Origin of the sequence: Pseudarthrobacter oxydans, from assembly GCF_034258515.1 — a bacterium.
Lineage (GTDB): Bacteria > Actinomycetota > Actinomycetes > Actinomycetales > Micrococcaceae > Arthrobacter.
The window spans coordinates 3,119,627-3,145,752 of sequence record NZ_CP139438.1 but is presented as its reverse complement, the minus strand read 5'-3'; the positions used below and the strand labels follow the sequence as shown (position 1 = coordinate 3,145,752).

Sequence of the window (26,126 nt, the reverse complement as noted above, 5' to 3'; positions counted from 1 at the left end):
GGCTCAAGGGAGGCTTGTCCACTGTTATGGAATTGCCCCAGTCGGCGGAACCAAACAAGAATGCAGAGGGATCATGAAGACCGGACTGGACTGCTGCCGAATAGTACGCATTTGCCCAGCCGTTTGCTCCAAGGGCCCAGGAATACGAGATAGCGGCAAGTGACAGAATCCCGGCCAGACAGTATTTTTCCCATCGCCCGCGGGCGACTACGCCCTGTTTTGGCCGGAAGGCCTCCCTACTGCCTAAGATCGTAGATCGTGACTCCATCGATAACCTCCCCCTTGAAATTGGAATGAACCCAGTCGGTTATGGCCCTGGCGTCGCTTCCTAGCGGTACTTCATCAAGGATTGGCTGTTGCCAAATGAAGTAGGTGATCTTTCCTTCCTGCACGAACGCTTTGAATTGGTCGATCGTTGGTGCGGGGTCGTTGCCCAGCCAGCCTCCCAGGGCAATAACGGGCCGTTCGGACGCGAGCTGATATTGTGCTGCGTTCTGCGCGGTATATGTTGCGGCGGCCCATGTCGACGGCGAAGAATCGCGAAGAAGCGACGTGATTTCGTGAGACGGCTCAACACCGAATCCCAGATGTCTAGCAAGCGGCGGGTCACCTCGGCGGGCGGCGTCCAAGTGGGCCGATAGGGAGCCCAAATTGTTCCCGACTGGTCCTGAAAGGGGATTAGTTCCGGAGTGTGGTTTGGATAGCGTTATCACGTCTGTCGCGAGTGGGCCGAGCACCAAGGCCATAGATACCATCGCCAAGGCAAGAAGCTCTAAGTATCGTGGCCGGAGGAACAGCCACCCCACCACAGCCAGGAGCGTTACGCCAAGCAGAACAGCGGGCCAGGCCCCCCAAGCATCGCTGTATTGGAAAATACGAATTGCCATGTACCCGGTCCCGGCAAGGAGGACCGCCCCTAAGCACCGGGGCACAATCCGCTGCCGTTGGCTCCACAGCAACTGCGTTCCCAACGCAACAACTACAGCCATCGGCGCCGCGAGTGAAAATACGTAGTAGGTGTGTGTCATGGTGCCCATGAAACTCAACACCACGTAGGCGGTGAGGAGCCAAAGCACGGCACAGGTGATCAATGCTTTCGCGGTCCGGCTTCCGCCAGCCTGCTGCCAAAGCAGTATCAAAGCCAGCGAGCACGTCGCCGCGGCAAAGAGGAGCCACGCCCCCTCAGGAGCAAAGTTTGCGTTAAACAGGCGGCTTAGCCCGCCGTCGTACTCTGGGGCAGGTCCCGGAGCTGCGGGCGCTGTTTGAGGATCAGCGCTGAAACGCAAGAATCGTGCGAGGCCGTTGTAGTCGAGGGTGAGTTCGAGGATGCTGTTGGTTGCGGATCCGCCGACGTAAGGTCGGTTGGCGGCGGGTGTGAGCTCGACTATCGTCATCCACCAGCCGCCGCTGATGACCAGTGCGGCGAGCGAAGCGAGGAGCCGGAGGAACCGGGATGCCATGGTTCCCGCGCCGAAGAGCAGGACGGCGAGAATGAGGGCGGGGATGGGTAGGAAGGCTTGGATCTGCTTGGCCATGAAGCCCAGTCCGAGTGAAGTGCCGGCGAGCAGGTACCAGGTCCAGCGGTTGTCTTCGGTGGCCCGCATGACGAAGTAGACCGCTGCGACGGTCAGCAGACCCATAAGCGGTTCGGGGTTGTTGTACCGGGACATGAGGACAACGACGGGAGTGGTCGCGTAGATCAGGCCGCCGAGGAGGGCGGGTGCGGCGGAGTGGCTGCGGCGGATGATTTTGTAGATCAGCCACGTGGTGGCGACGCCCATAAGTGCTTGGGGTACGAGCAGGGCCCAGGAGTTCAGTCCGAAGAGTCGGACTGAGAGGGACATGATCCAGATGCTCAGGGGCGGCTTGTCTACGGTGATGAGGTTGCCGGCGTCGAGGGAGCCATAGAAGAAGGCTTTCCAGTCCTGGGAGCCGGCTTGTGCTGCGGCGGAGTAGTACGGGTTGGCCCATCCGTTCCTGTCCAGTCCCCAGAGGAATGTTGCTGCTGTGGCGGTGAGGAGGGCGGCAAGCCCGATGTACTCCCACGGCAGTGGCGTGCGGACGCCACGGACCGTTGAAGGAGCCGCGGCACGGCTGGCCTCGGCCACACTCACCGGACAGGTTCCCCGGCAGGACGCAGTCCACGTACGGCCGCCTGTTCTCCTTGCCGCACCCTAAACACCCAGAGCCTCAAGAGGATAAACCTCAGCAGAGTGGCGAAGATATTAGCCGCCGTCAGGGTCAGCAGTTCCAGATTCGGTGCTGCATCTGGGTTTACGGCGTGCAGAACCAGCAGGGATGACGACGTGATTGTCCAGGCCAGCAGGAACACCATCAAACCCTGGAACTGCTGGGTGAACAGCTTCGCCGGTCCGCTGATGCCGAACGTGAACCGGCGGTTGGCCGCCGTGTTGCCCACGGCCGTCATAAGCAGGGACAAGAAGTTTGCTTCCTGCGCCCCGAAGGGACCCTGCAGAACCAGGTAAAGCAACGCGAAGGCCAAGGTTGACACCGCGCCAACCATGCCGAAGCGAAGGACCTGGCCGAAGAAGCTTGGTCGGCTCTCCGGAACAATGGGACGGCGCCCCAGTTCGGCGTATATCGCTTGGACGGGAATTACCCCTTTTACCAGGGAGCCTGCCACGCGCACCATGCCCCTCAGATCATCCAGGGCGGTCTGCTTGATATCCACCCGGCTGTCGGGGTCGTCCACCCAGTCAACAGGGATTTCGTGAATCCGGAGACCAGAACGCTCCGCAATTATCAGGAGCTCGGTGTCGAAGAACCAGCCGTTGTCCTCCACATGCGGCAGGAGGCGCTTGGCTACGTCAGCACGAATGGCCTTGAATCCACACTGCGCATCCGAAAAGCGCACCTGCATTGTCCGGCGCAGCAGAAGATTGTAGGACCTGGATATGAATTCACGCTTGGGTCCCCGGCTTACCCGGGAGCTTTGCCCCAGCCGGGTGCCAATGGAAATGTCCGAATGCCCCGACAGCAAGGGAGCAACCAAAGGGGGCAAGGCCGCAAGATCGGTGGACAAGTCTACGTCCAGGTACGCTAAGACCTTTGCTTCAGATGCGCCCCACGCATCCCTGAGGGCGTAGCCGCGTCCCTTGACTTCAAGGCGTCGGTATTCAACGTTCGGCATGTGCTCGCTGAGCCGAGCGGCAATCACCGGAGTCCGATCGGTGCTTGCATTGTCGGCGATCGTGATTTTCCACGCCGACGGCATTTCGTGCGTCAGATATTCGGCGAGCCTCGTGATGCTGCTTTCGAGTACCGCTTCTTCGTTGAAGACCGGTACAACAATTTCGAGCGCCAAGCCCCCATAGCTAGGTGTCATGCATGGATCGTAGGGGCGACGAAATGGCCGTGGCGAGGCTTTTGGGCAAAGACAGGTACCGGCCAAATAAACCAAGTAGTCCCAGTAATTGGCCCTGATGGCACCTAGGTACTTGGCCTCCCGCCAACAAGTAGAAACGTCGCGCGAGTCCGTCCAACGCGCCCCGGCCCGAACCCATCCTCTAGACTTGACCGGTGTCTAGATTATTTGGAACTGATGGTGTCCGGGGACTGGCGAACGGCCTGTTGACTGCTGAGCTGGCGCTGCAGCTGGCCCAGGCGGCCGCCGTCGTGCTCGGCCACGACCGCAACTCCAACGGGACGCGGCCGCGCGCCGTGGTGGCGCGTGACCCGCGGGCCAGCGGCGAGTTCATCGCCGCTGCCGTGGAAGCCGGGCTCTCAAGCTCAGGCGTGGACGTCTACGACGCCGGCGTCCTCCCCACGCCCGCGGCGGCCTACCTGGTCGCTGACCTGGACGCAGATTTCGGCGTGATGATCTCTGCCTCCCACAACCCCGCACCGGACAACGGCATCAAGTTCTTTGCCCGCGGCGGCCAGAAACTGCCGGACGACGTTGAGAATGCCATCGAGGCGCAGATGTCCAAGGAAGCGGTGCGGCCCACCGGCGCTGATGTGGGCCGGATCCAGCGCTTCTCCGACGCCGAGGACCGCTACATCGTCCACCTCCTGCGCACGCTGCCGCACAACCTCGAGGGCATCAAGGTGGTCCTGGACTGCGCGCACGGCGCCGCCAGCGGCTGCTCACCCCAGGTCTTCAAGGACGCCGGCGCGGACGTCGTCGTCATCGGCGCCGAACCCGACGGCCACAACATCAACGACGGCGTCGGCTCCACGCATCTTGGCCCGCTCAAGGAAGCAGTGGTCAAATACCAGGCCGACCTCGGTATTGCCCACGACGGCGACGCCGACCGCTGCCTCGCGGTGGACCACGAGGGCAACGAGGTGGACGGCGACCAGATCATGGCCATCCTCGCAGTTGCCCTGAAAAAGTCCGGCAAACTCAAGGACGACGTCCTGGTGGCCACGGTCATGAGCAACCTCGGCCTCAAGATCGCGCTCCGCAACGCGGGCATCAACATCCGCGAAACGGCCGTGGGGGACCGTTACGTCCTGGAGGAAATGCGCGACGGCGGCTTCAACCTGGGCGGAGAACAGTCCGGGCACGTAATCTTCGCCGACCATGCCACCACGGGCGACGGCGTCCTGACCGGCCTGCAACTGGCGGCCCAGATCGCCCTGACCGGAAAGCCGCTCAAGGAACTGGCCACCGTGATGACCAAGCTTCCCCAGGTGCTCATCAACGTCAAGGGCGTTGACCGCACACGGGTGGGCAGGAACGAAGTCCTGGCCCAGGCCGTGGCGGCGGCAGAGGCCGCCCTCGGCGAGACTGGCCGCGTCCTGCTCCGCCCCTCCGGCACCGAGCCCGTCGTGCGCGTGATGGTGGAGGCAGCCGACGAAGATACAGCCCAGTCCATCGCCGAACACCTGGCCCAGGTGGTGCGCACCGAGCTCGCCCTGGAACTGGTCAGCGAGTAACAAACCGACATAACAAGAAGTGGCCCGTTTCCAAAAGGAAACGGGCCACTTTCGTCTGGAATGTGGCTAGGAAGAGCGGGTTTTGAGGGCGTCCCGGATTTCGGTAAGCAACGCGATCTGCGGGTCTTCCGCGGACTCCTTTTTAACGTCCTGGCCGATCCCCAGCCTGCGGTTGCGGCGTTCCACCATGAGGTTCATGGGCATCACCACCACGAAGTAGATGGCGGCCGAGATCAACAGGAAATTGACGATCGCCGTCAGCAGGACGCCAAACTCGATGGCGTTCCCGTTGAAGTCAATCTTGGCGAAGCTGTCAAAGTTGGGTGAACCGGTCAGCCCGGCGATGAACGGCATGAGCACTTTGTTCACCAAAGCAGTCACCACCGCGCCGAAGGCGGTGCCGATAACCACGGCGACGGCAAGGTCAACGACGTTGCCCTTCATGATGAAGTTCTTGAATCCAGTCAGCATAGGAACCAAACTAGCGCAGTTGCCTTATGGGTAGCCCGGCGCCGCCTCCACGCCGAAGTACTCCTCGAGCGTGAAAATCCCGCGCGCAACCATGTCCGTGGCCGCCTCCACGCCGACATACCGCAGGTGCCACGGCTCGTAGTAGTACCCCGTGACGGGGTGGAACATCCACGGGTACCGCACCACGAAGCCGAACCGGTGCCCGTTCGCCTTGGCCCACACGGCGGCGGGCTGGTCGGCAAAGCACGGCTGGAAACTGCACGCGCCCCCGCCGTCGACGATGTCGAACGCCCAGCCCGTCTGGTGTTCCGAGTAGCCAGGGCGCGCACTGGCCGTGTCCGCGTCGGCCTGCCCCCGCGCAGCGACGTAGTTGTTGTAGGTCCCCACCTGCGTGCCGTACGAGCGGTACCCGCTGGCCAGGACCATCGCCACGCCGTCCCGCCCGGCAGCGGCGAACATCGCCTCCGCAGCCGCCGCCGTCGTGCTGTTCAGCAGCGCTGCCTCGCCGGACGCGGTCATTGCGACGGCAGGCGGCACCAAATCAGCCGGGACGTAGTCGGCCGGGACCAGGGGGCGGTGCTTGTTGACCACCAGCCAGGGGCTCGCGGGGTCTGTGAGCGAGAACTGCCCCGGCAGCACTGCGGAGGGCGACGGCGCGGGGGACGGAGCGGCAGGTGCGGCAACCTCGGTGGGGGGCGCCGCCGTCGTGCTTTCCGGGGCGGGTGCGGGGGCACCGCCCGCGGGGGAGGTGGACGACGGCGCCACCGCCGCGGGTGCCTCCGGCGTGCACGCTGCCAAAACAGTCAGTCCTGCGCCGGCTGCCAGGAACCGGGTGAAGCTGCGCCGGCTGGGCGCCCCTGATTCAACCGGGGGGACAGCCGCACCGGGCGAGCAGTTGTGGCACACCTGAGTTAAACCTTCCGGAGCAGCATCCGGCGGATCGAGTGGTCCGCCTCCTTCGTCAGCACCAGCTGCGCACGGCCCCGGGTGGGAAGGACGTTTTCTTCCAGGTTGGGCTCGTTGATGCGCTTCCAGATGTCCCGCGCGGTGACCTCAGCTTCTTCGTCGGACAACGTGGCGTAGCGGTGGAAGTACGATTCCGGCTGGGCAAACGCCGTGCTCCGCAGCTTGCGGAACCGGTCCACGTACCATTCCTCGATGTAGGAAGTCTTGGCATCCACGTAGATGGAGAAGTCGAAGAAGTCGCTCAAGGCCAGGCCCTGGCGGCCGTCGTGCCGCGGCCGCGCCGGGGCCAGCACGTTCAGCCCCTCAACAATCAGGACATCGGGCCGGCGCACCACCACTTCCTTGTCCGGAACGATGTCGTATGTCACGTGCGAGTACCACGGGGCGCGCACTTCCTCGGCGCCGCTCTTGATCTCACTCACGAAACGCAGCAGGGCGCGCCGGTCGTACGACTCCGGGAAGCCCTTGCGCTCCAGCAGCTGCCGCCGCTTCAGCTCCGCCAGCGGATAAAGGAAGCCGTCCGTCGTGATGAGTTCCACGTTGGGGGTGCCGGGCCAGCGCCGCAGCATCTCCCGGAGCACGCGCGCAATGGTCGACTTGCCCACCGCCACGGACCCCGCCACGCCGATCACAAACGGCGTGCGCTGGGTGTGCTCACCCAGGAACGTGGTGGTGGCGGCGTGCAGCTGCCCGGCAGCCTCGACGTACAGGTGCAGGAGCCGCGACAGGGGAAGGTAGACCTCGCGGATCTCCTTCATGTCCAAAGGATCCCCGAGGCCGCGGAGACGGATGATGTCCTCTTGGTTAAGAGGCTGTTCCATCTCGTCTGCGAGCCGGGACCAGGTCTGCCGGTCCAGCTCCACGAACGGGGAGACACCCTCTCCGTTCGCCTCGTTGCGTTGCAAAGTCACGTTAGTGATTCTGCCCCTCGCCCGGCACATAGCGAAATGGAAGCGGATTTGAGCGCGGCAGCAGCGGCTATGAGCGCCGCGGATCACAGCCCGTACAGAGTGTCCCGGTTTAGATGTAGGGCACCCCTGCCGATAGTCTTGAGCCTATGTGTGGAATCGTGGGTTATGTGGGCCGTTCTGGTAACGGCGGAAGTCACAGTGCGTTGGATGTTGTCCTTGAGGGGCTGCGCCGCCTGGAGTACCGGGGCTACGACTCCGCGGGGGTGGCTGTGGTGTCCAAGGGCGTGATCGAGTCCCGGAAGAAGTCCGGGAAGCTGAGCAACCTGATTGCTGAGCTGGAGGCGCGTCCGCTGCCGGAGACGATGACCGGGATCGGCCACACCCGCTGGGCCACGCACGGCGGGCCGACGGACCGGAATGCGCACCCGCACCTGGCCGATGAGGGCAGGCTTGCCGTGATCCACAACGGCATCATCGAAAACTTTGCCGAGCTCAAGCAGGAGCTGCTGGACAAGGGCGTCACGTTCCTGTCCGAGACGGACACCGAGGTGGCTGCGGCGCTGCTGGGCGACATTTTCCGGAACAAGCTCGGCGGGGACGCGTCCGACGGCGGCCTGACCCGCGCCATGGAGCTCGCCTGCCAGCGCCTTGAGGGTGCGTTCACGCTCCTCGCGGTCCACGCCGACCAGCCCGACGTCGTGGTGGCCGCCCGCCGCAACTCGCCCCTGGTGGTGGGCCTGGGTGAGGGGGAGAACTTCCTCGGCTCGGACGTGTCCGGGTTCATCGACTACACCCGCCGGGCGGTGGAGCTGGGCCAGGACCAGATCGTCACCATCACCGCGGACACGGTGGAGATCACCGACTTCTACGGCAACCCGGCCGCGGGCAAGGAATACCACGTGGACTGGGACCCGGCGTCCGCCGAAAAGGGCGGGTTCAGCTCGTTCATGGAGAAGGAAATCCATGACCAGCCGGACGCCGTGGCGCAGACCCTGCTGGGCCGCTCGGACATCAACCACAAGCTGACCCTGGATGAGCTGCGGATCGACCCGGCGCTGCTGAAGCAGGTCAACAAGATCATCGTGTTGGCCTGCGGCACCGCGGCGTACGCGGGCATGGTGGCGAAGTACGCGATCGAGAACTGGTGCCGGATCCCCACCGAGGTGGAGCTCGCGCACGAGTTCCGCTACCGGGACCCGATCCTGGATGCGAACACCCTGGTGGTGTCCATCAGCCAGTCCGGGGAAACCATGGATACCCTGATGGCCGTCCGCTACGCCCGGGAACAGGGCGCCAAGACCATCTCGATCTGCAACACCAACGGTTCCACCATCCCGCGCGAGTCCGACGCCGTGCTCTACACGCACGCCGGCCCGGAGATCGCGGTGGCCTCCACCAAGGCGTTCCTGGCCCAGATCACCGCCGCGTACCTGCTGGGCCTGTACCTGGCGCAGCTGCGCGGGAACATCTTCTCCGGCCAGATCAAGGACGTCCTCGCGGACCTGAACAAGATCCCGGCGAAGATCCAGAAGATCCTGGACAACGCCGGCCCGCTCCGCGAGCTGGCCCGGAGCATGGCCAACGAGAAGTCGGTGCTGTTCCTGGGCCGCCACGTGGGCTATCCGGTGGCCCTGGAGGGTGCGCTGAAGCTGAAGGAAATCGCGTACATCCATGCCGAGGGCTTCGCCGCCGGTGAGCTCAAGCACGGCCCGATTGCCCTGATCGATGAAGGCCAGCCGGTGTTCGTGGTGGTCCCGTCCCCGCGCGGCCGTGATTCCCTGCACGCCAAGGTGGTGTCCAACATCCAGGAAGTCCGCGCCCGCGGCGCCCGCACCCTGGTCATCGCCGAGGAAGGCGACGAAGCGGTCAAGGCCTACGCCGAGCACGTTTTCTACGTCCCGGAAACCCCGACGCTGCTGATGCCGCTGCTGACCACCGTCCCGCTGCAGATCTTCGCCGCGGAACTGGCCCAGGCAAAGGGCTACGACGTGGACCAGCCCCGCAACCTCGCCAAGAGCGTCACCGTCGAGTAACTGGACCTGATTTAGAGCTGAAGCCCCGGGCACAGAGCCCGGGGCTTCAGCTTTTAAGCATGTGCTCCGGCCCGGCATAGGCGGCAGCCCGGGGGCGTCACCGTAGAATAAGCCGCATGATTGTTGGCATTGGCGTAGACGTTGTAGACATCGAGCGGTTCGGCCGCCAGCTTGAGCGCACCCCCGGCCTCCGGGACCGGCTGTTCGTTCCGGCTGAGCGGGAGCTGAACACCCGGTCCCTCGCCGCGCGGTTTGCCGCGAAGGAGGCTGTGGCCAAGGTCCTGGGCGCGCCGGCCGGCATGAACTGGCAGGACTGCTGGATCGGCCTGGACCACAACGGGCCCACCGTCCAGGTGAAGGGCACCGTGCTGGCCGTGGCAGAGGCGAAGGGCGTCAAGCGCTGGCACCTCTCCATGAGCCACGACGGCGGCATCGCCACTGCGACGGTCCTGGCCGAAGGCTGAGCGGCTCCGGCCGTCACGGGACTGACACGTTGATCAGCGCCTACACCGGCACCCAGGTCCGGCAGGCCGAGGAACCGCTCCTCGCCTCCGGCCTGGGGGACGCCCTCATGCAGCGCGCCGCCCACGGCCTGGCCAACGCGGTCTTCGCCGAGCTCAAAACCCGCGGCCGCCGCGTTTACGGTGCCAGCGTCGCAGTGCTGGCCGGCAAGGGCAACAACGGCGGGGACGGGCTGTACGCGGCCTCGTTCCTTGCGGCCCGGGGCGTGCGGACGACGGCGGTCCTCACCGGGGATTCCGCCCACGCACTGGCGTTGGCTGCCTTTGAGCGCGCCGGCGGCCGGGTCCGCCGCCTCTCCGAAGCGGCACCCGGGAAACTTGCGGCAGAAACGGCCTGCGCCGACGTCGTGATCGATGCCGTGCTGGGCACAGGTGCGCAAGGCGGGCTGCGGGGAAGTGCTGCCGGCCTCGTGGCCGCCCTCGCCGAGCTCAGGGCTGACGGCGCCGGAAAGAACTTTGTTGTGGCCTGCGACCTTCCCAGCGGCGTGGACGCCGACACCGGGGAAGTGTCCCGGCCTGTGCTGCCCGCTGACCTGACCGTCACGTTCGGCGGCGCCAAGGCGGGCCTGCTGGCCGACCCGGGCGCCGACTTTGCCGGCAGGGTGGAGGTAGTGCCGATCGGCATCGAGGAACACCTGCCCGAACCGTTGCTGCGCCGGCTCGAAGAAGTGGACATGGCCAGGATCCTCCCGCGCCCTGCCCGCCGGGCCCACAAGTATTCGCGCGGGGTGCTGGGAGTGGTGGCAGGGTCCGCTGATTATCCGGGCGCCGCCGTCCTGGCCTGCCGGGGTGCGCTCGCCGCCGGGGTGGGGATGGTCCGCTACCTCGGTCCGCCCGAAGTCGCTGACCTGGTGCGGCAGTCCTGCCCCGAAGTGGTCTGCAGTACCGGCACGGTTGCGGAGAACCGCGTCCAGGCCTGGCTGGTGGGCTCGGGCATGGGTCCCGGGGACCATGACCAGCTCCAGCGCGCCCGTGATGCCGTGGACTCCGGGCTCCCTGTCGTGGCAGATGCCGGGGCCCTGCCCGCCCTTCCCGATGTTCTGGCCCCGCAGGTTGTCCTCACCCCGCATGCCGGCGAGCTCGCCGCGCTCCTGCGGCGCCTTGGCCGGGGGGAGGACAGGGAAGCCGTGGAAGCCGGAACCCTGGCCGCCGTCCGCCAGGCTTCGCAGCTGACCGGGGCCACAGTGCTGCTCAAGGGCGCAACCACCCTGGTGGCCGCACCCTCCGGCAGCGTGTACAGCCAGGCTGACGGCACACCCTGGCTCGCCACCGCCGGCAGCGGCGACGTCCTGGCCGGCGTCATCGGTGCGCTGCTCGCCCAGGCAGGTTCCGACGTCGGACGCTTCCGGACGGAGGGCGCTGACGGGGACGCGCGCTGGGCCGCTACTGCCGCGCTGGGAGCCGCCCTGCACGGGAAAGCCGGCACGTCGGCGTCGGACGCGTGCTCCGGTGGTCCGATCGCTGCTGGCGGAATTGCCGACGCCTTACCCGAAGTGTGGGGTAAAGTCAGCAAGCTTAGTAACTCTGGGGCCGGGAAATGTAATAGTCACAGCCAGCCGTTACGGTAGGCATTAGTTCGCACCGGCAGTAGGGGCGCTCCTGCTCCTCTGCTGCCGAATCACAAAGAGGAGCATTATGGAAGTCTGGCCTGGATCGGCTTATCCCCTGGGTGCCACGTTCAACGGAACCGGCACCAACTTTGCCCTGTTCAGCGAACGAGCAGAAAAAGTCGAACTTTGCCTCTTCGATGAGGACGGCAAGGAAACCCGCATCACCCTGGACGAGGTGGACGGATACGTCTGGCACTGCTACATCCCGCAGGTCCAGCCGGGCCAGAAGTACGGCTACCGCGTCCACGGACCCTACGACCCCGCGTCGGGCAACCGCTTCAACCCCAACAAGCTCCTGTTGGACCCCTATGCCAAGGCCGTGCACGGCCAGGTGGACTGGGATCCGTCCCTGTTCACCTACAACCTGGGCGAGCCGGACTCCATCAACAACGAGGACTCCGCCAGCCACATGATGATGGGCGTGGTCATCAACCCCTTCTTCGACTGGGACGGGGACCAGAACCTCCGGATTCCCTACCACCAGTCCGTCATCTACGAAGCCCACGTCAAGGGCCTCACCCAGCTCCACCCGGAAATCCCCGAGGAACAGCGCGGAACCTACGCCGGTGTGGCGCACCCCGCCGTCATCTCCCACCTGCAGAAGCTCGGCGTCACCGCCATCGAGCTGATGCCCGTGCACCAGTTCGTCAATGAAGGCACCCTGCAGGACAAGGGCCTGAACAACTACTGGGGCTACAACACCATCGGCTTCTTTGCGCCGCAGAACACCTACAGCTCCACCGGCGACACCGGCCAGCAGGTCCAGGACTTCAAGGCCATGGTGCGGTCCCTGCACAAGGCCGGCATCGAGGTCATCCTGGACGTCGTCTACAACCACACCGCGGAAGGCAACCACCTGGGCCCCACGCTGTCCTTCAAGGGCATCGACAACGCCGCCTACTACCGTTTGATGGAGGGCGACGAGAAGCACTACATGGACTACACCGGCACCGGCAACTCCCTCAACGTCCGCCAGCCGCACTCCCTGCAGCTGCTGATGGACTCACTGCGCTACTGGGTCAGCGAGATGCACGTGGACGGCTTCCGCTTCGACCTCGCCTCCACCCTGGCCCGCGAGTTCTACGACGTTGACAAGCTGTCCACCTTCTTCGAACTCATCCAGCAGGACCCGGTCGTCTCCCAGGTGAAGCTCATCGCCGAGCCCTGGGACGTTGGTCCCGGCGGCTACCAGGTGGGCAACTTCCCGCCGCAGTGGACTGAATGGAACGGCAAATACCGCGACACCGTGCGGGACTTCTGGCGCGGCGAGCCCGCCACGCTCGGCGAATTTGCCTCCCGCATCACCGGTTCCGCGGACCTGTACGAGCACTCCGGCCGCCGGCCGGTGGCCTCCATCAACTTCGTCACAGCGCATGACGGCTTCACGCTGGCGGACCTGGTGTCCTACAACGAGAAGCACAACGAGGCCAACGGCGAAGGCAACAACGACGGTGAATCCCACAACCGGTCCTGGAACTGTGGCGTCGAAGGTCCCACCGATGACCCCGAAGTCCTTGGCCTGCGCGCCCGGCAGCAACGGAACTTCATTGCCTCGCTGCTGCTGTCCCAGGGCGTCCCCATGCTCCTGCACGGTGACGAAATGGGGCGCACCCAGCAGGGCAACAACAACGGCTACTGCCAGGACTCCGAGCTGACCTGGGTCAACTGGGACACCGTCGACCAGCCGCTGATCGAGTTCACGGCAGCGGTCAACGCGCTGCGGGCCAAGCACCCCACCTTCCGCCGCAGCCGGTTCTTCGACGGACGGCCCGTGCTGCGGGGCGAGGGAGAACGGCTGCCGGACATCGTTTGGCTGGATCCGTCGGGCGAGACCATGAAGCCGGAAGCGTGGGACAGCGGATTCGGGCGGTCCGTGGGCGTCTTCCTGAACGGCCACGGCATCCAGGGCAAGGACAGCCGCGGCCGGAGGATCACCGACGTGAACTTCCTGCTGTACTTCAATGCCCACGATGACACCGTCAAGTTCACCCTGCCTGCGGACGAATACGCACCGGCCTGGGACGTCATCATCGACACTGCCGGGCAGAACGCGGACACCCAGCCGGTCAACGCCGGGGAGCCGCTGCCCGTGGAAGCAAAGTCCCTGGTGGTCCTGCGCGCGCACCAAGTCGAGGAAGTTGAGCCTGACCACTCCGTGGCCGCATCCCTGGCGGCCCTGACGCAGACCTCCACCAGCGAAACCGAGTCGCTCACCACGCCCATGGTGGCCGAACCCGGGAAGACCACCAAGGTCGGCTCGCGGAAGTCTTCCAAAAAATGAGGGTGCCCGCATCCACCTACCGCCTGCAGATCCGAAGCAGCTTCACACTGTTTGATGCTGCCGAAAAGGTGCCGTACCTGAAGTCGCTCGGGGTGGACTGGGTGTATCTTTCACCCATCCTGACGGCGGAGCAGGGCTCCGACCACGGCTATGACGTGACCGATCCCTCCGCCGTGGACCCGGCGCGGGGCGGCCCCGAGGGGCTGGCGGCGCTGTCCAAGGCCGCGCGCGAACACGGCATGGGCGTTTTGGTGGACATTGTGCCCAACCATGTGGGCGTGGCGACGCCGGCCCAGAACCCGTGGTGGTGGTCTTTGCTGAAGGAAGGGCAGGGCTCACCGTACGCCGAAGCGTTCGATGTCGAGTGGGAGCTTGCCGGCGGGAAAATCCGGCTGCCCATGCTGGGCTCTGACGGGGACCTGGACAAGCTGGAGATCAAGGACGGCGAACTCCGGTACTACGACCACCGCTTCCCGCTCGCCGAGGGCACGTACTCCGACGGCGATTCACCGCAGGATGTGCACAGCCGCCAGCACTACGAGCTGATGGACTGGCGCCGCGCGGACGCGGAGCTCAACTACCGGCGCTTCTTCGCGGTCACCACGCTCGCGGGGATCCGGGTGGAAACTCCGCGCGTGTTCGAGGAAGCCCATGCCGAGGTGGGCCGGTGGTTCCGCGAGGGCCTGGTGGACGGCCTGCGGGTGGACCACCCTGACGGCCTGGCAGATCCGGTGGGGTACCTGCGCTGGCTGAAGGACCTCAGCGGCGGCGCCTATGTGCTGGTGGAGAAAATCCTCGAGCCGGGCGAGGACCTGCCCAGCGAGTTCGCGTGTGAAGGAACCACCGGGTACGACGCCCTGGCGGACGTGGACCGGGTGTTCGTGGACCCGGCCGGAGAACAGGCGCTGGATGCCTTGGACGCGAAGCTCCGGAACTCCGATATTCCCGCGGATTATGCCGGGATGATCCGGGGCACCAAGCGGATGATCGCGGACGGCATCCTGCGCTCCGAGGTGCTGCGGCTGGCCCGGCTGGTTCCCGAGTCCCACGGGCTTACGGTGGAACAGGCAGCCGACGCCATCGCCGAGATCATTGCCGCGTTCCCGGTGTACCGGACCTACCTGCCCACCGGCGCTGAGATCCTCAAGGAGGCGTGCGAGTCCGCCGCTGCCTCGCGGCCCGAGCTGGAGGTTGCGGTGGGAACGCTGCTGCCGCTGCTCCTTGATCCCGCGAATCCCGTCGCGGTCCGGTTCCAGCAGACCTCCGGCATGGTGATGGCCAAGGGCGTGGAGGACACCGCGTTCTACCGCTACACCCGTCTGGGCACGCTGACGGAGGTGGGGGCCGAACCGACCGAATTCTCCGTGCCGGTTGAGGAGTTCCACCACAGGATGCTTCGCCGCCAGCAGGAGCTGCCGCTGTCCATGACCACCATGTCCACCCATGACACCAAGCGCAGCGAGGACGCCAGGGCACGGATCTCGGTCATCGCTGAACTTCCCCGGGAGTGGGCGGACACCTTGGACACGCTGCGCGAACTTGCCCCGATCCCGGACGGCCCGTACGAGAACCTGCTCTGGCAGGCGGTCGTCGGAGCGTGGCCCGCCAGCCGGGAACGGCTCCAGGGCTACGCGGAAAAGGCCGCCCGGGAAGCCGGCAACTCCACCACCTGGACGGACCCGGACGGGGACTTCGAGTCCTCAGTCAAGGCAGCCGTGGACGCAATGTTCGACGACGCCCGGGTCGCCAGGGTGGTGGAGGATTTCGTGGCACGGATCGACTCCTACGCCGCGTCCAACTCCGTGTCCGCCAAGCTGGTCCAACTGACCATGCCGGGCGTTCCGGACGTGTACCAGGGCAGCGAGTTCTGGGAACGGTCCCTGACCGACCCCGACAACCGGCGGCCCGTGGACTTCGCCCGCCGGCAGGAGGAGCTGGCAAAGCTCGACGCCGGCACCTTGCCTGAGGCGGGCACCGAAACCAGCAAGCTCCTGGCCACCTCCCGGGCACTCCGGCTCCGCCGCGACCGGCCCGAACTGTTCCAGGGCTACCACCCTGTGACGGCTACAGGTTCCGCGGCAGCGCACCTGCTCGCCTTCCACCGCGGGAGTGACGGTGCCGCGGGCGCCCTGACGCTGGCCACCCGGCTGCCCGCCGGACTGGCGGCCAACGGCGGCTGGCGGGACACCGCCGTCGAACTTCCCGTGACCATGCGGGATGCGCTGACCGGCGCCGGCTACGGGCCGGGCGCAGTTTCGGTGGCAGACGTGCTGGGTACCTACCCTGTGGCTTTGCTGGTACCAGTGGATGGAGAACAGGCATGACCCTCGTGAATGTTGGGCCGGAGCGTTTCGATGTCTGGGCCCCGGAGGCCAGGTCGGTAACCCTGCTCGCGGACGGCCGGCAGTACCCCATGGTGAAGAAGGAGACGGCGCCCGGCTCGGACGGCTGGTGGGCCGCTCCGGACGCACCGGGCGAGGGCGAGGTGGACTACGGGTACCTGCTGGACGGGGACGGCCACCCGCTGCCGGATCCGCGGTCGCGGCGGCTGCCTGCCGGAGTGCATGAGCTCTCCAGGACCTTCGACCCCGCCGCCCATGCCTGGCAGGACGGCGGCTGGAAGGGCAAGGAACTGCAGGGCTCGGTCATCTACGAACTCCACGTGGGGACCTTCACGCCCGAGGGAACCCTGGAGGCCGCCGCCGCAAAGCTGGGCTATCTGGCGGACCTCGGCGTCGACTTCGTCGAACTGCTGCCGGTCAACGGCTTCAACGGAACCCACAACTGGGGCTACGACGGCGTCCAGTGGTACGCGGTCCACGAAGGCTACGGCGGCCCGGCGGCCTACCAGCGGTTCGTGGACGCGGCCCATGCTGCCGGCATTGGCGTCATCCAGGACGTTGTCTACAACCACCTCGGCCCCAGCGGGAACTACCTGTCCAGGTTCGGTCCCTACCTGAAGCAGGGCGACGCCAACACGTGGGGCGACTCGGTGAACCTGGACGGCCCCGGCTCGGACGTGGTGCGCCAGTACATCCTGGACAACCTGGCGCTGTGGCTCCGCGACTATCACGTGGACGGGCTCCGGCTGGATGCGGTGCATGCGCTGCGCGATGAGCGGGCCGTGCACATCCTGGAAGAGTTCGGTGCGCTGGGCGACGCCGTCTCGGCCGAAACGGGGCTGCCGAAGACCCTGATTGCGGAATCCGACCTGAACAACCCCCGCCTGCTGTACCCGCGGGACGCCAACGGGTACGGGCTGGCCGGGCAGTGGAGCGACGACTTCCACCACGCGGTGCACGTGAGCGTCAGCGGCGAGACCACCGGGTACTACGAGGACTTCCAATCGCTGGGGGTCCTGGCGAAGGTACTCAAGGACGGCTTCCTGCACGACGGCAGCTACTCCAGCTTCCGCGGCCGGCACCACGGCCGGCCCATCAATGCTTCGCTGGTGCACCCGGCGGCATTGGTGGTGTGCAGCCAGAACCACGACCAGATCGGCAACCGCGCCACGGGGGACAGGCTCTCGCAGTCGCTGTCCCACGGGCAGCTGGCCGTGGCCGCCGTACTCACGCTGACCTCGCCGTTCACGCCCATGCTGTTCATGGGCGAGGAGTTTGCCGCGAGCACGCCCTGGCAGTTCTTCACCTCCCACCCTGAGCCGGAGCTCGGCAAGGCCACTGCGGAAGGCCGGATCAAGGAGTTCGAGCGCATGGGGTGGGATCCCGCCGTCGTGCCCGATCCGCAGGACCCGGAGACCTTCCGCCGGTCCAAGCTGAACTGGGACGAGGCCGCCAGGGGTGACCACGCGCGGCTCCTCGAGCTTTACTGCTCCCTGACGGCATTGCGCCGGGAGCACGCGGAACTTGCCGGCCTTGGCTTTGGCGGGACGGACGTGACGTTCGACGACGACGCGGGCTGGCTGCGATTCCGGCGGGGGAGCATTGAGGTGCTGCTGAACCTGTCGGACGCCAAGGTCCGGCTGGAAAATGTGCCCGGTGCCGTCCTGCTGGCAACGGACGAGGGGACCGGCCTCGACGGCGAAGCCCTCGCACTGGCGCCCTGGAGCGCGGCCATTGTGAAGTCCTGATCCCTGGTCAGGCAACGTTTGCGCCGCGGGCTGGAGCTGTCAGCCCGCGGCGTAACTTTTGCGCTCCGGACTGTAGCGCCCGTCACAACTGGCAGGATGGAACGTATGACTTATTCAGCCGCGGAAAACCGCTATGAATCCATGCCCTACCGCCGCGTCGGCCGGAGCGGCCTGAAACTCCCGGCCATCTCGCTGGGCCTCTGGCACAACTTCGGTGACGACAAGCGCTTTGACGAACAGCGCGCCATCCTCCGCCGCGCCTTCGATCTGGGCGTGAACCACTTCGACCTCGCCAACAACTACGGCCCGCCGGACGGCTCCGCCGAAACCAACTTCGGCCGCCACCTGCAGGATGACTTCAAGCCCTACCGGGACGAGCTGGTCATCTCCACCAAGGCCGGCTACTACATGTGGCCTGGCCCGTACGGGGAGTGGGGCTCCCGCAAGTACCTCATCTCCAGCCTGGACCAGTCGCTGCAGCGGATGGGCCTGGACTATGTGGACATCTTCTACAGCCACCGGCCGGACCCCGAGACGCCCATGGAGGAGACCATGGGCGCCCTGGACTACGCCGTCCGCTCCGGCAAGGCGCTGTACGCCGGCATCTCGTCCTACACACCCGAGCAGACCCTTGAAGCCGCCCGCATCCTAAAAGAGCTCGGCACCCCGCTGCTCATCCACCAGCCCAGCTACTCCATGCTCAACCGCTGGACCGAGAACGGAACTCCGAACCTGTACGAGGCGCTCGACCAGGTGGGTGCAGGTTCCATCGCTTTCTCCCCGCTGGCCCAAGGCATGCTCACCGACCGCTACCTGAACGGCATCCCCGCCGATTCCCGGGCAGCCAAGGCACGTTTCCTCTCCGAGGACGCCATCACGGAGGAGAAGCTGGACCGGATCCGGGGCCTGCACAGGATCGCCGAGGGCCGCGGGCAGTCGCTGGCCCAGATGGCCGTTGCCTGGATCCTGCGGGACCAGCCGAAGGGCTCGCCGGTCACCTCCGCCCTCATCGGCGCCTCCAGCGTCCGCCAGCTGGAGGACACCCTGTCCGCCATCAACAACCTCGAGTTCACCGCGGACGAGCTGAACGCCATCGACGAGTTCGCCGTTGAATCGGACATCAACCTCTGGAAGCAGCCTGCCTGATTCCGTTACCGTGATTCCACAGAGTGGGACGGGGGAACAAGCCCCGGTCCCACTCAGTTGGATACTATGAAAACGCGCCGCTTGGCGCAGAGCCTGCCGCGCCGCCGTCGTCCATTCTTCGACGCGATCGCGGCGGGCTGACGTTTGTCCTCAAAGGAGTTCCGTGTCTTCACATCCGATTCGTGTTGCAATCGTCGGCGTAGGTAACTGCGCCGCTTCGCTGGTCCAGGGCGTCCATTACTACAAGGACGCCGACCCCAAGGCCACGGTTCCGGGCCTGATGCACGTTGAGTTCGGCCCGTACCACGTGGGTGACGTTGAGTTCGTCGCCGCGTTCGACGTCGACGGCAAGAAGGTCGGCGTTGACCTTGCCGACGCCATTCTGGCCAGCGAAAACAACACCATCAAGATCGCTGACGTGCCGCCCACCGGCGTCACCGTCCAGCGCGGCCACACCCTCGACGGCCTGGGCAAGTACTACCTCGAGACCATTGAGCAGTCCACCGAAGAGCCCGTGGACGTCGTCCAGGCGCTCAAGGACGCCAACGTCGACGTCATGGTGTGCTATCTGCCGGTGGGGTCGCAGGAAGCTGCCGAGTTCTACGCCCAGTGCGCCATCGACGCCGGCGTCGCCTTCGTGAACGCCCTGCCCGTGTTCATTGCCGGGACCAAGGAGTGGGCTGACAAGTTCACCGCCGCCGGCGTTCCGATCGTGGGCGACGACATCAAGAGCCAGATCGGTGCCACCATCACGCACCGCGTCATGGCGAAGCTCTTCGAAGACCGCGGCGTCACCCTGGACCGCACCTACCAGCTGAACGTCGGCGGCAACATGGACTTCAAGAACATGCTGGAGCGCGACCGCCTGGAGTCCAAGAAGATCTCCAAGACGCAGGCTGTGACGTCGAACGTCGAAGCCGAACTGGCTGCCAAGGACGTGCACATCGGCCCGTCCGACTACGTCCAGTGGCTCGACGACCGCAAGTGGGCGTTCGTCCGCCTTGAGGGCCGCAACTTCGGCGACGCGCCCGTGTCGCTCGAATACAAGCTGGAGGTCTGGGATTCCCCGAACTCCGCCGGCGTGATCATCGACGCCATCCGCGCCGCCAAGATCGGCCTGGACCGCGGCATCGGCGGACCCCTGCTTTCGGCATCGAGCTACTTCATGAAGTCCCCGCCGGAGCAGTTCAACGACGACCTCGCCCGCGAAAAGGTGGAAGCCTTCATCCGCGGAGACCTCGAGCGCTAACCCTCCAGTCCGGTTTGCCCCTGAGACCCTCTCTCACTTAACGCGGGTTTCTGGACGATCCTCTCTCACTTAACGTGGGCTTTCACGCGGCGCTCTCTCACTTCGGTGGGGGAGCGCCGCGCCTTTAATCCTGGTATCGGCGGATAGCGTGGCTGGCCTGGGCGAGTGCCAGGAGTTTGAGCAGAAGCTGGCTGTGCATATGCATGCCGACGGCGGCAGTAAGTATGAGCCTGTCGGTGCTCTCCGGGGCGGTCGTTGCGGCAATGTCGATTCCGGCCACATCGTCCATCGCCTTGCTGTACGCCTCCAGCACTGTCGCTGAGACGGCAATCTTGAGGCCCGCCATCAGCTCCAGGTGGGCTGTGAGTGCGTTCCGGGCGTCACTTGGGGAATCCGGCCAGCCGCGGAGACGTACGACGGCGGCAGTCGCCTCTGCCGCTTCGCCACCGATCACCGTGGTGTAGTTTCCGAGATCCAGCACCACCCGCTGGACCGCAGCTAGGAGATCGAGGCGGGGCACGCCGTCGTCGGCCATTTTCACGAGGCCGCGGATTTGCCCGATGTTGAGGCCCACGATCCGGCGGAGCGCCTGGATTAATTCGAGCCGCTCGAGATGACTGGCTGAATACTCGGCACGGGTTGCGTGAACGGCCTCGCCCGGCGGAAGCAGGCCTTCGCGCAGGTAGTACTTGATGCTTGCGGGTGTGACTCCTGACCGCTGGCTCAGTTCATGGAGCTGCATCCCGCCTCTTTCCCTGCCCGTCTGTTTGGATAGTGAATCCGGCCCCGGCTATCCTGGTGTACACACTTGGATAGTGGCTCTATCCTAAGCCCATGGAGCCTTGGAATGTCCTACTTGCCAGCCACGTGGTTGCCGCCCTTTTTGTTCTGGCCATCGGGCCCGCGCAGATACTGCGCCCACGGCGAGACCGCATCCACCGCACCATGGGCTACTTATGGGTGGCTGCCATGTACTACGTCTGCTTCAGCAGTTTCTGGATTGTGTCCGACGGGCATTTCAGCTGGCTGCACGGGCTCTCGGCCTTCACCATCGTGACCGTTACTCTGGGCCTGGTCAGTGCCGTTCGCGGCAACATCGCATCGCACAGGGGAAACATGATCGGCAGCTATATCGGAATCGCGGTGGCGTTTATCTTTGCCGTCACAGTGCCCGGGCGGGCGATTCCGAAGTTGGTCAGCGAGGACCCCATTTCCGTGGCGTTCGTCTGCGGGCTTGTGGTGCTGACTACGGTGGCGATCTTCGTTTCGCTGAAGCGCGGAGACCGGATGGGCGGGCCGTCACGGACCGTTGTGACCCCACAAGCGTCGGCCGCACCGGTCCCTGACTCGTCGGAAGCGAGAGAGCGTCTGTGAAAAGCCCGCATTAAGTGAGAGAGGATCGCAGGAAAGCGCGCATTAAGTGAGAGAGGGTGCGGCTAGGCGAGGCCCACGGGGTTGCCGTCGCCGTCCACGTCCATCCGCATCGCGGCCGGCGCGGCGGGCAGCCCGGGCATGGTCATCACAGCTCCGGTCAGCGCCACAATGAAGCCGGCACCGGTTTTGGGCAGGAGGTCCCTGACGTGGATGGTGAATCCCTTGGGGGCGCCCAGGCGTGAGGCGTCGTCCGTGAACGAATACTGGGTCTTGGCCATGCATACGGGGAGGCCGCCCCAGCCGTTCCGCTCGATATCGGCCAGCCGTTTCAGGGCCGGTACGGAGAAGTCCACCCCGTCCGCCCCGTAGATTTCCTGGGCGATGGTCCGGATCTTGTCCTCCACCGGCAGCCCCAGCGCGTACAGGTGCCGGAAATTGTTTGGCCCCGCCACCGTCTTCGCCACGAGCGCCGCAAGTTCATCCCCGCCGTCACCTCCGCCGCCGCGTCCCCACACATCGGCGACGGCGGCCGGCACTCCTTCCGCCGCGCACCACGCCAGCAGCCAGTCGAGTTCCTCGGCCGAGTCGGAGGCGAACCTGTTGATGGCCACCACGGGCGGAACCCCAAATTTCTCCACGTTCCGCACGTGCCGGTGCAGGTTGGCCATTCCCGCCTCGAGGGCGGCGAGGTTCGGTGCGGTGAGCTGGTCCTTGGCCACGCCACCCTGCATCTTCAGGGCCCGCACCGTTGCCACCACCACCACCGCCGAGGGGGCCAGGCCACCGGTCCGTGCCTTGATGTCCATGAACTTCTCGGCACCAAGGTCGGCGCCGAAGCCCGCCTCCGTGACCACAATGTCCGCCAGCCGCCGGGCCGTCTGGGTGGCAATGAGCGAATTGCAGCCGTGGGCAATGTTGGCGAACGGGCCGCCGTGGACCAGGGCGGGGGTACCGGCGATGGTCTGCACGAGGTTGGGCTTGACGGCTTCCTTCAGCAGCAGCGTCAGCGCCCCCTGCACGCCGAGATCCGCGACGGTCACGGGCGACCGGTCAAAGGTGTAGCCGAAGGTGATCCGGCCCAGCCGGGACCGGAGGTCGGCCAAGTCCGTGGCCAGGCAGAAGACCGCCATGATCTCGGACGCCACGGTGATGTCGAAACCGTCCTGGCGCGGGACGCCCTGCGTGGGCCCGCCCAAACCTATGACCACCTCCCGCAGTGCGCGGTCGTTCATGTCCAGCACCCGCTTGAACGTCATGCGCCGGGGATCGATGTTGAGCTGGTTGCCCTGGTAGATGTGGTTGTCCACCAGGGCCATCAGGGCATTGTTGGCGGCCGTGACGGCATGGAAATCCCCAGTGAAGTGGAGGTTGATTTCGTCCATCGGCAGCACCTGGGAGTAGCCGCCGCCGGTGGCGCCGCCCTTCATGCCCAGCACCGGGCCCAGCGAGGGCTCGCGCAGGGCGATCATTACCTTGTGGCCGGCCCGGGCAAGGGAATCGGCAAGCCCCACCGTGGTGGTGGACTTCCCCTCGCCGGCGGGGGTGGGGGACATCGCGGAGACCAGCACCACCTTCCCTGCCGGGGCCGGAGCCTGCAGCCGCGCGGGGTCGATCTTCGCTTTGTAGCGCCCGTACTGTTCCAGGGCGTCAGCGTTGATGCCGGCCGCCGCTGCGATTTCCTCGATGGGCCGGATCCGTGCCGTCCTGGCGATCTCCAGGTCACTTGGGGTGGAAGGCATCATTGTCCTTTGCTTGGCGGGTCCGGTGGGGTGTAGGGGTGGTCAGGAGGCGGGAAAGGCCTGCACCAGCCTGCTTCCCGAGTAACGGTCGACGGCGGCGTGGTAGCTTTCGAGCGTGATGGCGGCGGTGCGGGCCCATCCGGAGTTCTGTGCGCGGATGGCGGCTGCCCGCCCCATGTCCTCGCGGGTGGCGGGATCGTCATAAAGGGCCTCAAGCGCATCAGCCCAGTCGGCGGCGTGATGACCGTCCACCAGCAGCCCGGTCCTGCCGTGGAAGATCGCCCGCGACAGCCCGCCCACCCGCGTGGCCACCACCGGCGTGCCGCAGGCCTGCGCTTCGAGCGCCACCAGCCCGAAGGACTCGCTGAAGGAAGGCATCACCACTACGTCCGCCGCCCTGAACCACGCCGCAAGTTCCGGCGCCGTGACCGGCGGAAGCTGCGTGACGACGTCGTCCATGTCCGCCTCGGAGACCAGGCGGCGGAGGTTGAATTCCTTGTTACCGCTCAGCGAGCCAAGGATGGTGACCTGGAGGTCGATGTCCGGGCGGCGCCGCCGGAGCAGCGCGGCGGCCTTGACCAGGACCTGGGGCCCCTTCAGCCGCTGGATGCGGCCGGCGAAAACAAGGTGGAACGTCCCGGGACGGATGCCCCGTTCTGCCCGGGACCGTGCCCGGAAGGCAGGCGTGAAGGTGCCCAGGTCCACGCCGGGCGGGGCAATGTCGATCCGGTCGTACGTGGCGCCGTAGTGCGAGACCAGTTCGGCGGCCTCGGCACTGGTGTTGGCGATGAGCCGGGCGGCGCCGTCCACAATGCGGTGCTCGCCCAGTTCACGCCGCCGCGGCTCCGGCTGCTCACCGGATTCCAGCAGCAGGTTCTTGACCTTGGCCATGGTGTGCATCGTATGGACCAGCGGCACGCCCCAGAGCTCGGACAGCTCCAGGCCGGCAATCCCGGACACCCAGTAGTGGGAATGGATGACGTCGTAGCGGCCGTGCGGCTGCCGGCGGCGGATCTGCTCGATCTCCGCCACCATGCTGTGCAGCAGGCCGGGCAGATCTTCCTTGGGAATCTTCTTCAGCGGCCCGGCCAGGACGTTGTGCACGCAGACGCCGGGATCGGGGTGTTCGACGGCGGGCTGGTTGGCCGCGGTGGACCGGGTGAAGATCTCCACCTCGACGCCCGCTTCCGCCAGCGCCGATGCCAGTTCGCGGATGTACACGTTCATCCCGCCTGCGTCACCGGAACCGGGCTGCTCCATGGGGGAGGTGTGGAGGGAGAGCAAAGCAACCCTGCGGATCAGTGCCACGGGACCTCCTTCCGGCCACCGGCGTGTACGGGCAGCGCCGGTAGAGTGCGCATCCGATAAAACACTACTCCTCCCTTAACGCCCGCCACGGCGCCACAGGTCCCGGAGCTCGGGGAACTCCCGCTCATAACCCGCCAGCAGCTGCGCGGCCAGCTCCCGGGAATCCACCAGCGGATGGCGCGTGAACGCGTCCAGGGCCGCGTCCCGGTCACCGGCCGTGGCCGCCCGCACCGTCAGCCGCTCCACCTCCTTGACCCGCCGGACGAGTGCCAGTTGCGGCTCCGCGGGAGCCTGCTGGGCCAGCGGCAGCGCGCCGTCGGCCGTCACCGTGCAGGGAACTTCGACGACGGCGTCCGCCGGCAGCCCGGGAATCGCCGGTTCAAGGGCGGCCGGGCCTGCGGTGGCCGGTTCAGGCGTGCTTGTCTCCGCTGGGCGGGAGAGGGAGTTGCGGGTGTTGAGGATCAGCTGCGTGCCGCCTCCTCCGGACAAGGCGTGCATTGCGGCAAGGGCCACCCGCTCGTAGCCGCCGCCCGCCAGGTCGGCCTCGTCCCGCTGCCCGCCCCCATGGCGGGCCTCGGCGAGGTAGCCCTCCTCGCGGGACCGGCGCGCCTCTTCCCACAGCCGGAAGGCGTCGGCGCCCGCCGCGGCCAGCCGTGGATAAAGCTCCTGCTGCTGGCTATGGATGGTTTCTCCGCGGGTCCGGGCCATGGCGCGCATCGCCGTCCGCGCGGCGTCCTGCCGGTAGTAGTAATAGAGGTACTCGTTGGGCAGGGCGCCAAGGCCGGCCAGGAACGGCTGCGGGAACAGCCGGCCTTCCTCGAACGAGCCCAGCGCCCGCGGGTCCCGGAGCAGCTCCGGCAGCACATCCAGCCCGCCGGACTCCAGCCGGTAAAGCCAGCCCAGGTGGTTGAGCCCGTAGTAGCCCACGCCGTCGAGCCGTCCTTCCGGAAGCGCCGCGCCGGCCGCCCGTGCGGCCCGCTGCACCAGGGCCCCTGCGGAGTCGCAGATGCCGATCACCTTCCGGCCCAGCTCAGGGAACAGCGCCTCCGTGACCATGCCCGCTGGATTGGTGAAGTTGATCAGCCAGGCATCCGGGCAATGCTCCCTCATCAGCCGGGCCAGTCGAAGCATGTGCGGGATGGTCCGCACGGCGTAGGAAATCCCGCCCGCGCCCGTCGTTTCCTGCCCCAGCAGGCCAAGGTCCTGGGCCACCTTTTCGTCCACCACCCGTCCTGCCGTCCCGCCGGGCCGGATCGCGGCGAACACCATCCCGGCACCGTCCAGCGCCTCGGGAAGGTCGGTGGTGGAATGGACGGGAAGGCGTGCACCGGGTCCTCCCGGCATGCTGCGAAGAACAGCGGTGACAGCCTCGAGGCGGGCGGGGTCGACGTCGTACAGCACAAGGTCGCTGACCATCCCCGCAAAGCGGCCGGAGGCCAGCGCCCGGTATATCAGCGGCACCCGGAAACCCCCGCCGCCGGCAATAAGAAGCCGCATAATCAGCAGTCTAGGCCCGCGCCCGGCA

General features: G+C 66.2%; 19 protein-coding genes. 10 read left to right on the top strand and 9 right to left on the bottom strand.

Annotated elements, in window-relative coordinates:
• Positions 1–236 precede the first annotated feature (236 nt).
• Positions 237–2,114, bottom strand: coding sequence for a glycosyltransferase family 39 protein (locus SMD14_RS14230; protein ID WP_321214052.1), 1,878 nt, complete (start codon positions 2,112–2,114; stop codon positions 237–239).
• The gene (locus SMD14_RS14225; protein WP_321214051.1) at positions 2,111–3,346 is read right to left on the bottom strand and encodes a bifunctional glycosyltransferase family 2/GtrA family protein; all 1,236 of its coding nucleotides are present in this window, start codon (positions 3,344–3,346) and stop codon (positions 2,111–2,113) included. Before SMD14_RS14225 ends, SMD14_RS14230 begins: the two co-directional genes overlap by 4 nt.
• Positions 3,347–3,540: 194 nt before the next feature.
• On the opposite strand from SMD14_RS14225, the gene glmM reads away from it, so the two are divergent.
• Complete coding sequence (glmM, locus tag SMD14_RS14220) at positions 3,541–4,902, top strand: phosphoglucosamine mutase (protein WP_321214050.1); 1,362 nt, start codon at positions 3,541–3,543, stop codon at positions 4,900–4,902.
• A 66-nt stretch (positions 4,903–4,968) separates the two neighbouring features.
• On the opposite strand, the gene mscL is transcribed toward glmM, so the two are convergent.
• From mscL to coaA, 3 genes are read right to left on the bottom strand one after another with little or no spacing between them, the layout of a single operon-like run.
• Positions 4,969–5,373: a large conductance mechanosensitive channel protein MscL gene (mscL, locus tag SMD14_RS14215; protein ID WP_157241631.1), complete on the bottom strand. Its 405-nt coding sequence runs from the start codon at positions 5,371–5,373 to the stop codon at positions 4,969–4,971.
• 24 nt (positions 5,374–5,397) lie between these two features.
• Positions 5,398–6,279, bottom strand: coding sequence for a M15 family metallopeptidase (locus SMD14_RS14210; RefSeq protein ID WP_321214049.1), 882 nt, complete (start codon positions 6,277–6,279; stop codon positions 5,398–5,400).
• A gap of 5 nt (positions 6,280–6,284) precedes the next feature.
• On the bottom strand, positions 6,285–7,280 hold the full coding sequence (gene coaA / locus SMD14_RS14205) for a type I pantothenate kinase (protein ID WP_321214048.1): 996 nt from the start codon (positions 7,278–7,280) through the stop codon (positions 6,285–6,287).
• A 116-nt stretch (positions 7,281–7,396) separates the two neighbouring features.
• On the opposite strand from coaA, the gene glmS reads away from it, so the two are divergent.
• The 8 genes from glmS (at position 7,397) to SMD14_RS14165 (ending at position 20,180) form a co-directional block, all read left to right on the top strand.
• Complete coding sequence (glmS, locus tag SMD14_RS14200) at positions 7,397–9,283, top strand: glutamine--fructose-6-phosphate transaminase (isomerizing) (RefSeq protein WP_157241633.1); 1,887 nt, start codon at positions 7,397–7,399, stop codon at positions 9,281–9,283.
• 116 nt (positions 9,284–9,399) lie between these two features.
• Complete coding sequence (locus SMD14_RS14195; RefSeq protein WP_157241634.1) at positions 9,400–9,747, top strand: holo-ACP synthase; 348 nt, start codon at positions 9,400–9,402, stop codon at positions 9,745–9,747.
• Positions 9,748–9,776: 29 nt separating this feature from the next.
• Positions 9,777–11,372 (top strand): NAD(P)H-hydrate dehydratase, encoded by a 1,596-nt coding sequence (locus SMD14_RS14190; protein ID WP_321214047.1) that lies wholly within the window; start codon positions 9,777–9,779, stop codon positions 11,370–11,372.
• Between the two features lie 67 nt (positions 11,373–11,439).
• Positions 11,440–13,695 carry a glycogen debranching protein GlgX gene (gene glgX, locus SMD14_RS14185; RefSeq protein WP_157241636.1) on the top strand — a complete coding sequence of 752 codons (2,256 nt, stop codon included), beginning with the start codon at positions 11,440–11,442 and terminating at the stop codon, positions 13,693–13,695.
• Positions 13,692–16,019, top strand: coding sequence for a malto-oligosyltrehalose synthase (gene treY, locus SMD14_RS14180; RefSeq protein ID WP_321214046.1), 2,328 nt, complete (start codon positions 13,692–13,694; stop codon positions 16,017–16,019). Before glgX ends, treY begins: the two co-directional genes overlap by 4 nt.
• Positions 16,016–17,785: a malto-oligosyltrehalose trehalohydrolase gene (gene treZ / locus SMD14_RS14175; RefSeq protein ID WP_321214045.1), complete on the top strand. Its 1,770-nt coding sequence runs from the start codon at positions 16,016–16,018 to the stop codon at positions 17,783–17,785. Before treY ends, treZ begins: the two co-directional genes overlap by 4 nt.
• Before the next feature lie 105 nt (positions 17,786–17,890).
• Positions 17,891–18,931: an L-glyceraldehyde 3-phosphate reductase gene (gene mgrA, locus SMD14_RS14170; RefSeq protein WP_321214044.1), complete on the top strand. Its 1,041-nt coding sequence runs from the start codon at positions 17,891–17,893 to the stop codon at positions 18,929–18,931.
• A gap of 163 nt (positions 18,932–19,094) precedes the next feature.
• Positions 19,095–20,180: an inositol-3-phosphate synthase gene (locus SMD14_RS14165; protein ID WP_321214043.1), complete on the top strand. Its 1,086-nt coding sequence runs from the start codon at positions 19,095–19,097 to the stop codon at positions 20,178–20,180.
• Positions 20,181–20,304: 124 nt separating this feature from the next.
• On the opposite strand, the gene SMD14_RS14160 is transcribed toward SMD14_RS14165, so the two are convergent.
• Complete coding sequence (locus SMD14_RS14160) at positions 20,305–20,922, bottom strand: MerR family transcriptional regulator (protein ID WP_321214042.1); 618 nt, start codon at positions 20,920–20,922, stop codon at positions 20,305–20,307.
• A gap of 92 nt (positions 20,923–21,014) precedes the next feature.
• On the opposite strand from SMD14_RS14160, the gene SMD14_RS14155 reads away from it, so the two are divergent.
• A complete protein-coding gene (locus SMD14_RS14155; RefSeq protein WP_321214041.1) occupies positions 21,015–21,554 on the top strand; it encodes a DUF2306 domain-containing protein in 540 nt (179 codons plus the stop codon).
• A 62-nt stretch (positions 21,555–21,616) separates the two neighbouring features.
• Here SMD14_RS14155 and SMD14_RS14150 read toward each other — a convergent pair whose 3' ends face one another.
• From SMD14_RS14150 to SMD14_RS14140, 3 genes are all read right to left on the bottom strand, one after another.
• The gene (locus tag SMD14_RS14150) at positions 21,617–23,293 is read right to left on the bottom strand and encodes a formate--tetrahydrofolate ligase (protein ID WP_157243037.1); all 1,677 of its coding nucleotides are present in this window, start codon (positions 23,291–23,293) and stop codon (positions 21,617–21,619) included.
• 42 nt (positions 23,294–23,335) lie between these two features.
• A complete protein-coding gene (gene mshA / locus SMD14_RS14145; RefSeq protein ID WP_321214040.1) occupies positions 23,336–24,601 on the bottom strand; it encodes a D-inositol-3-phosphate glycosyltransferase in 1,266 nt (421 codons plus the stop codon).
• 75 nt (positions 24,602–24,676) lie between these two features.
• Positions 24,677–26,098 (bottom strand): 6-phospho-beta-glucosidase, encoded by a 1,422-nt coding sequence (locus SMD14_RS14140; RefSeq protein WP_321214039.1) that lies wholly within the window; start codon positions 26,096–26,098, stop codon positions 24,677–24,679.
• Positions 26,099–26,126 lie beyond the last annotated feature (28 nt).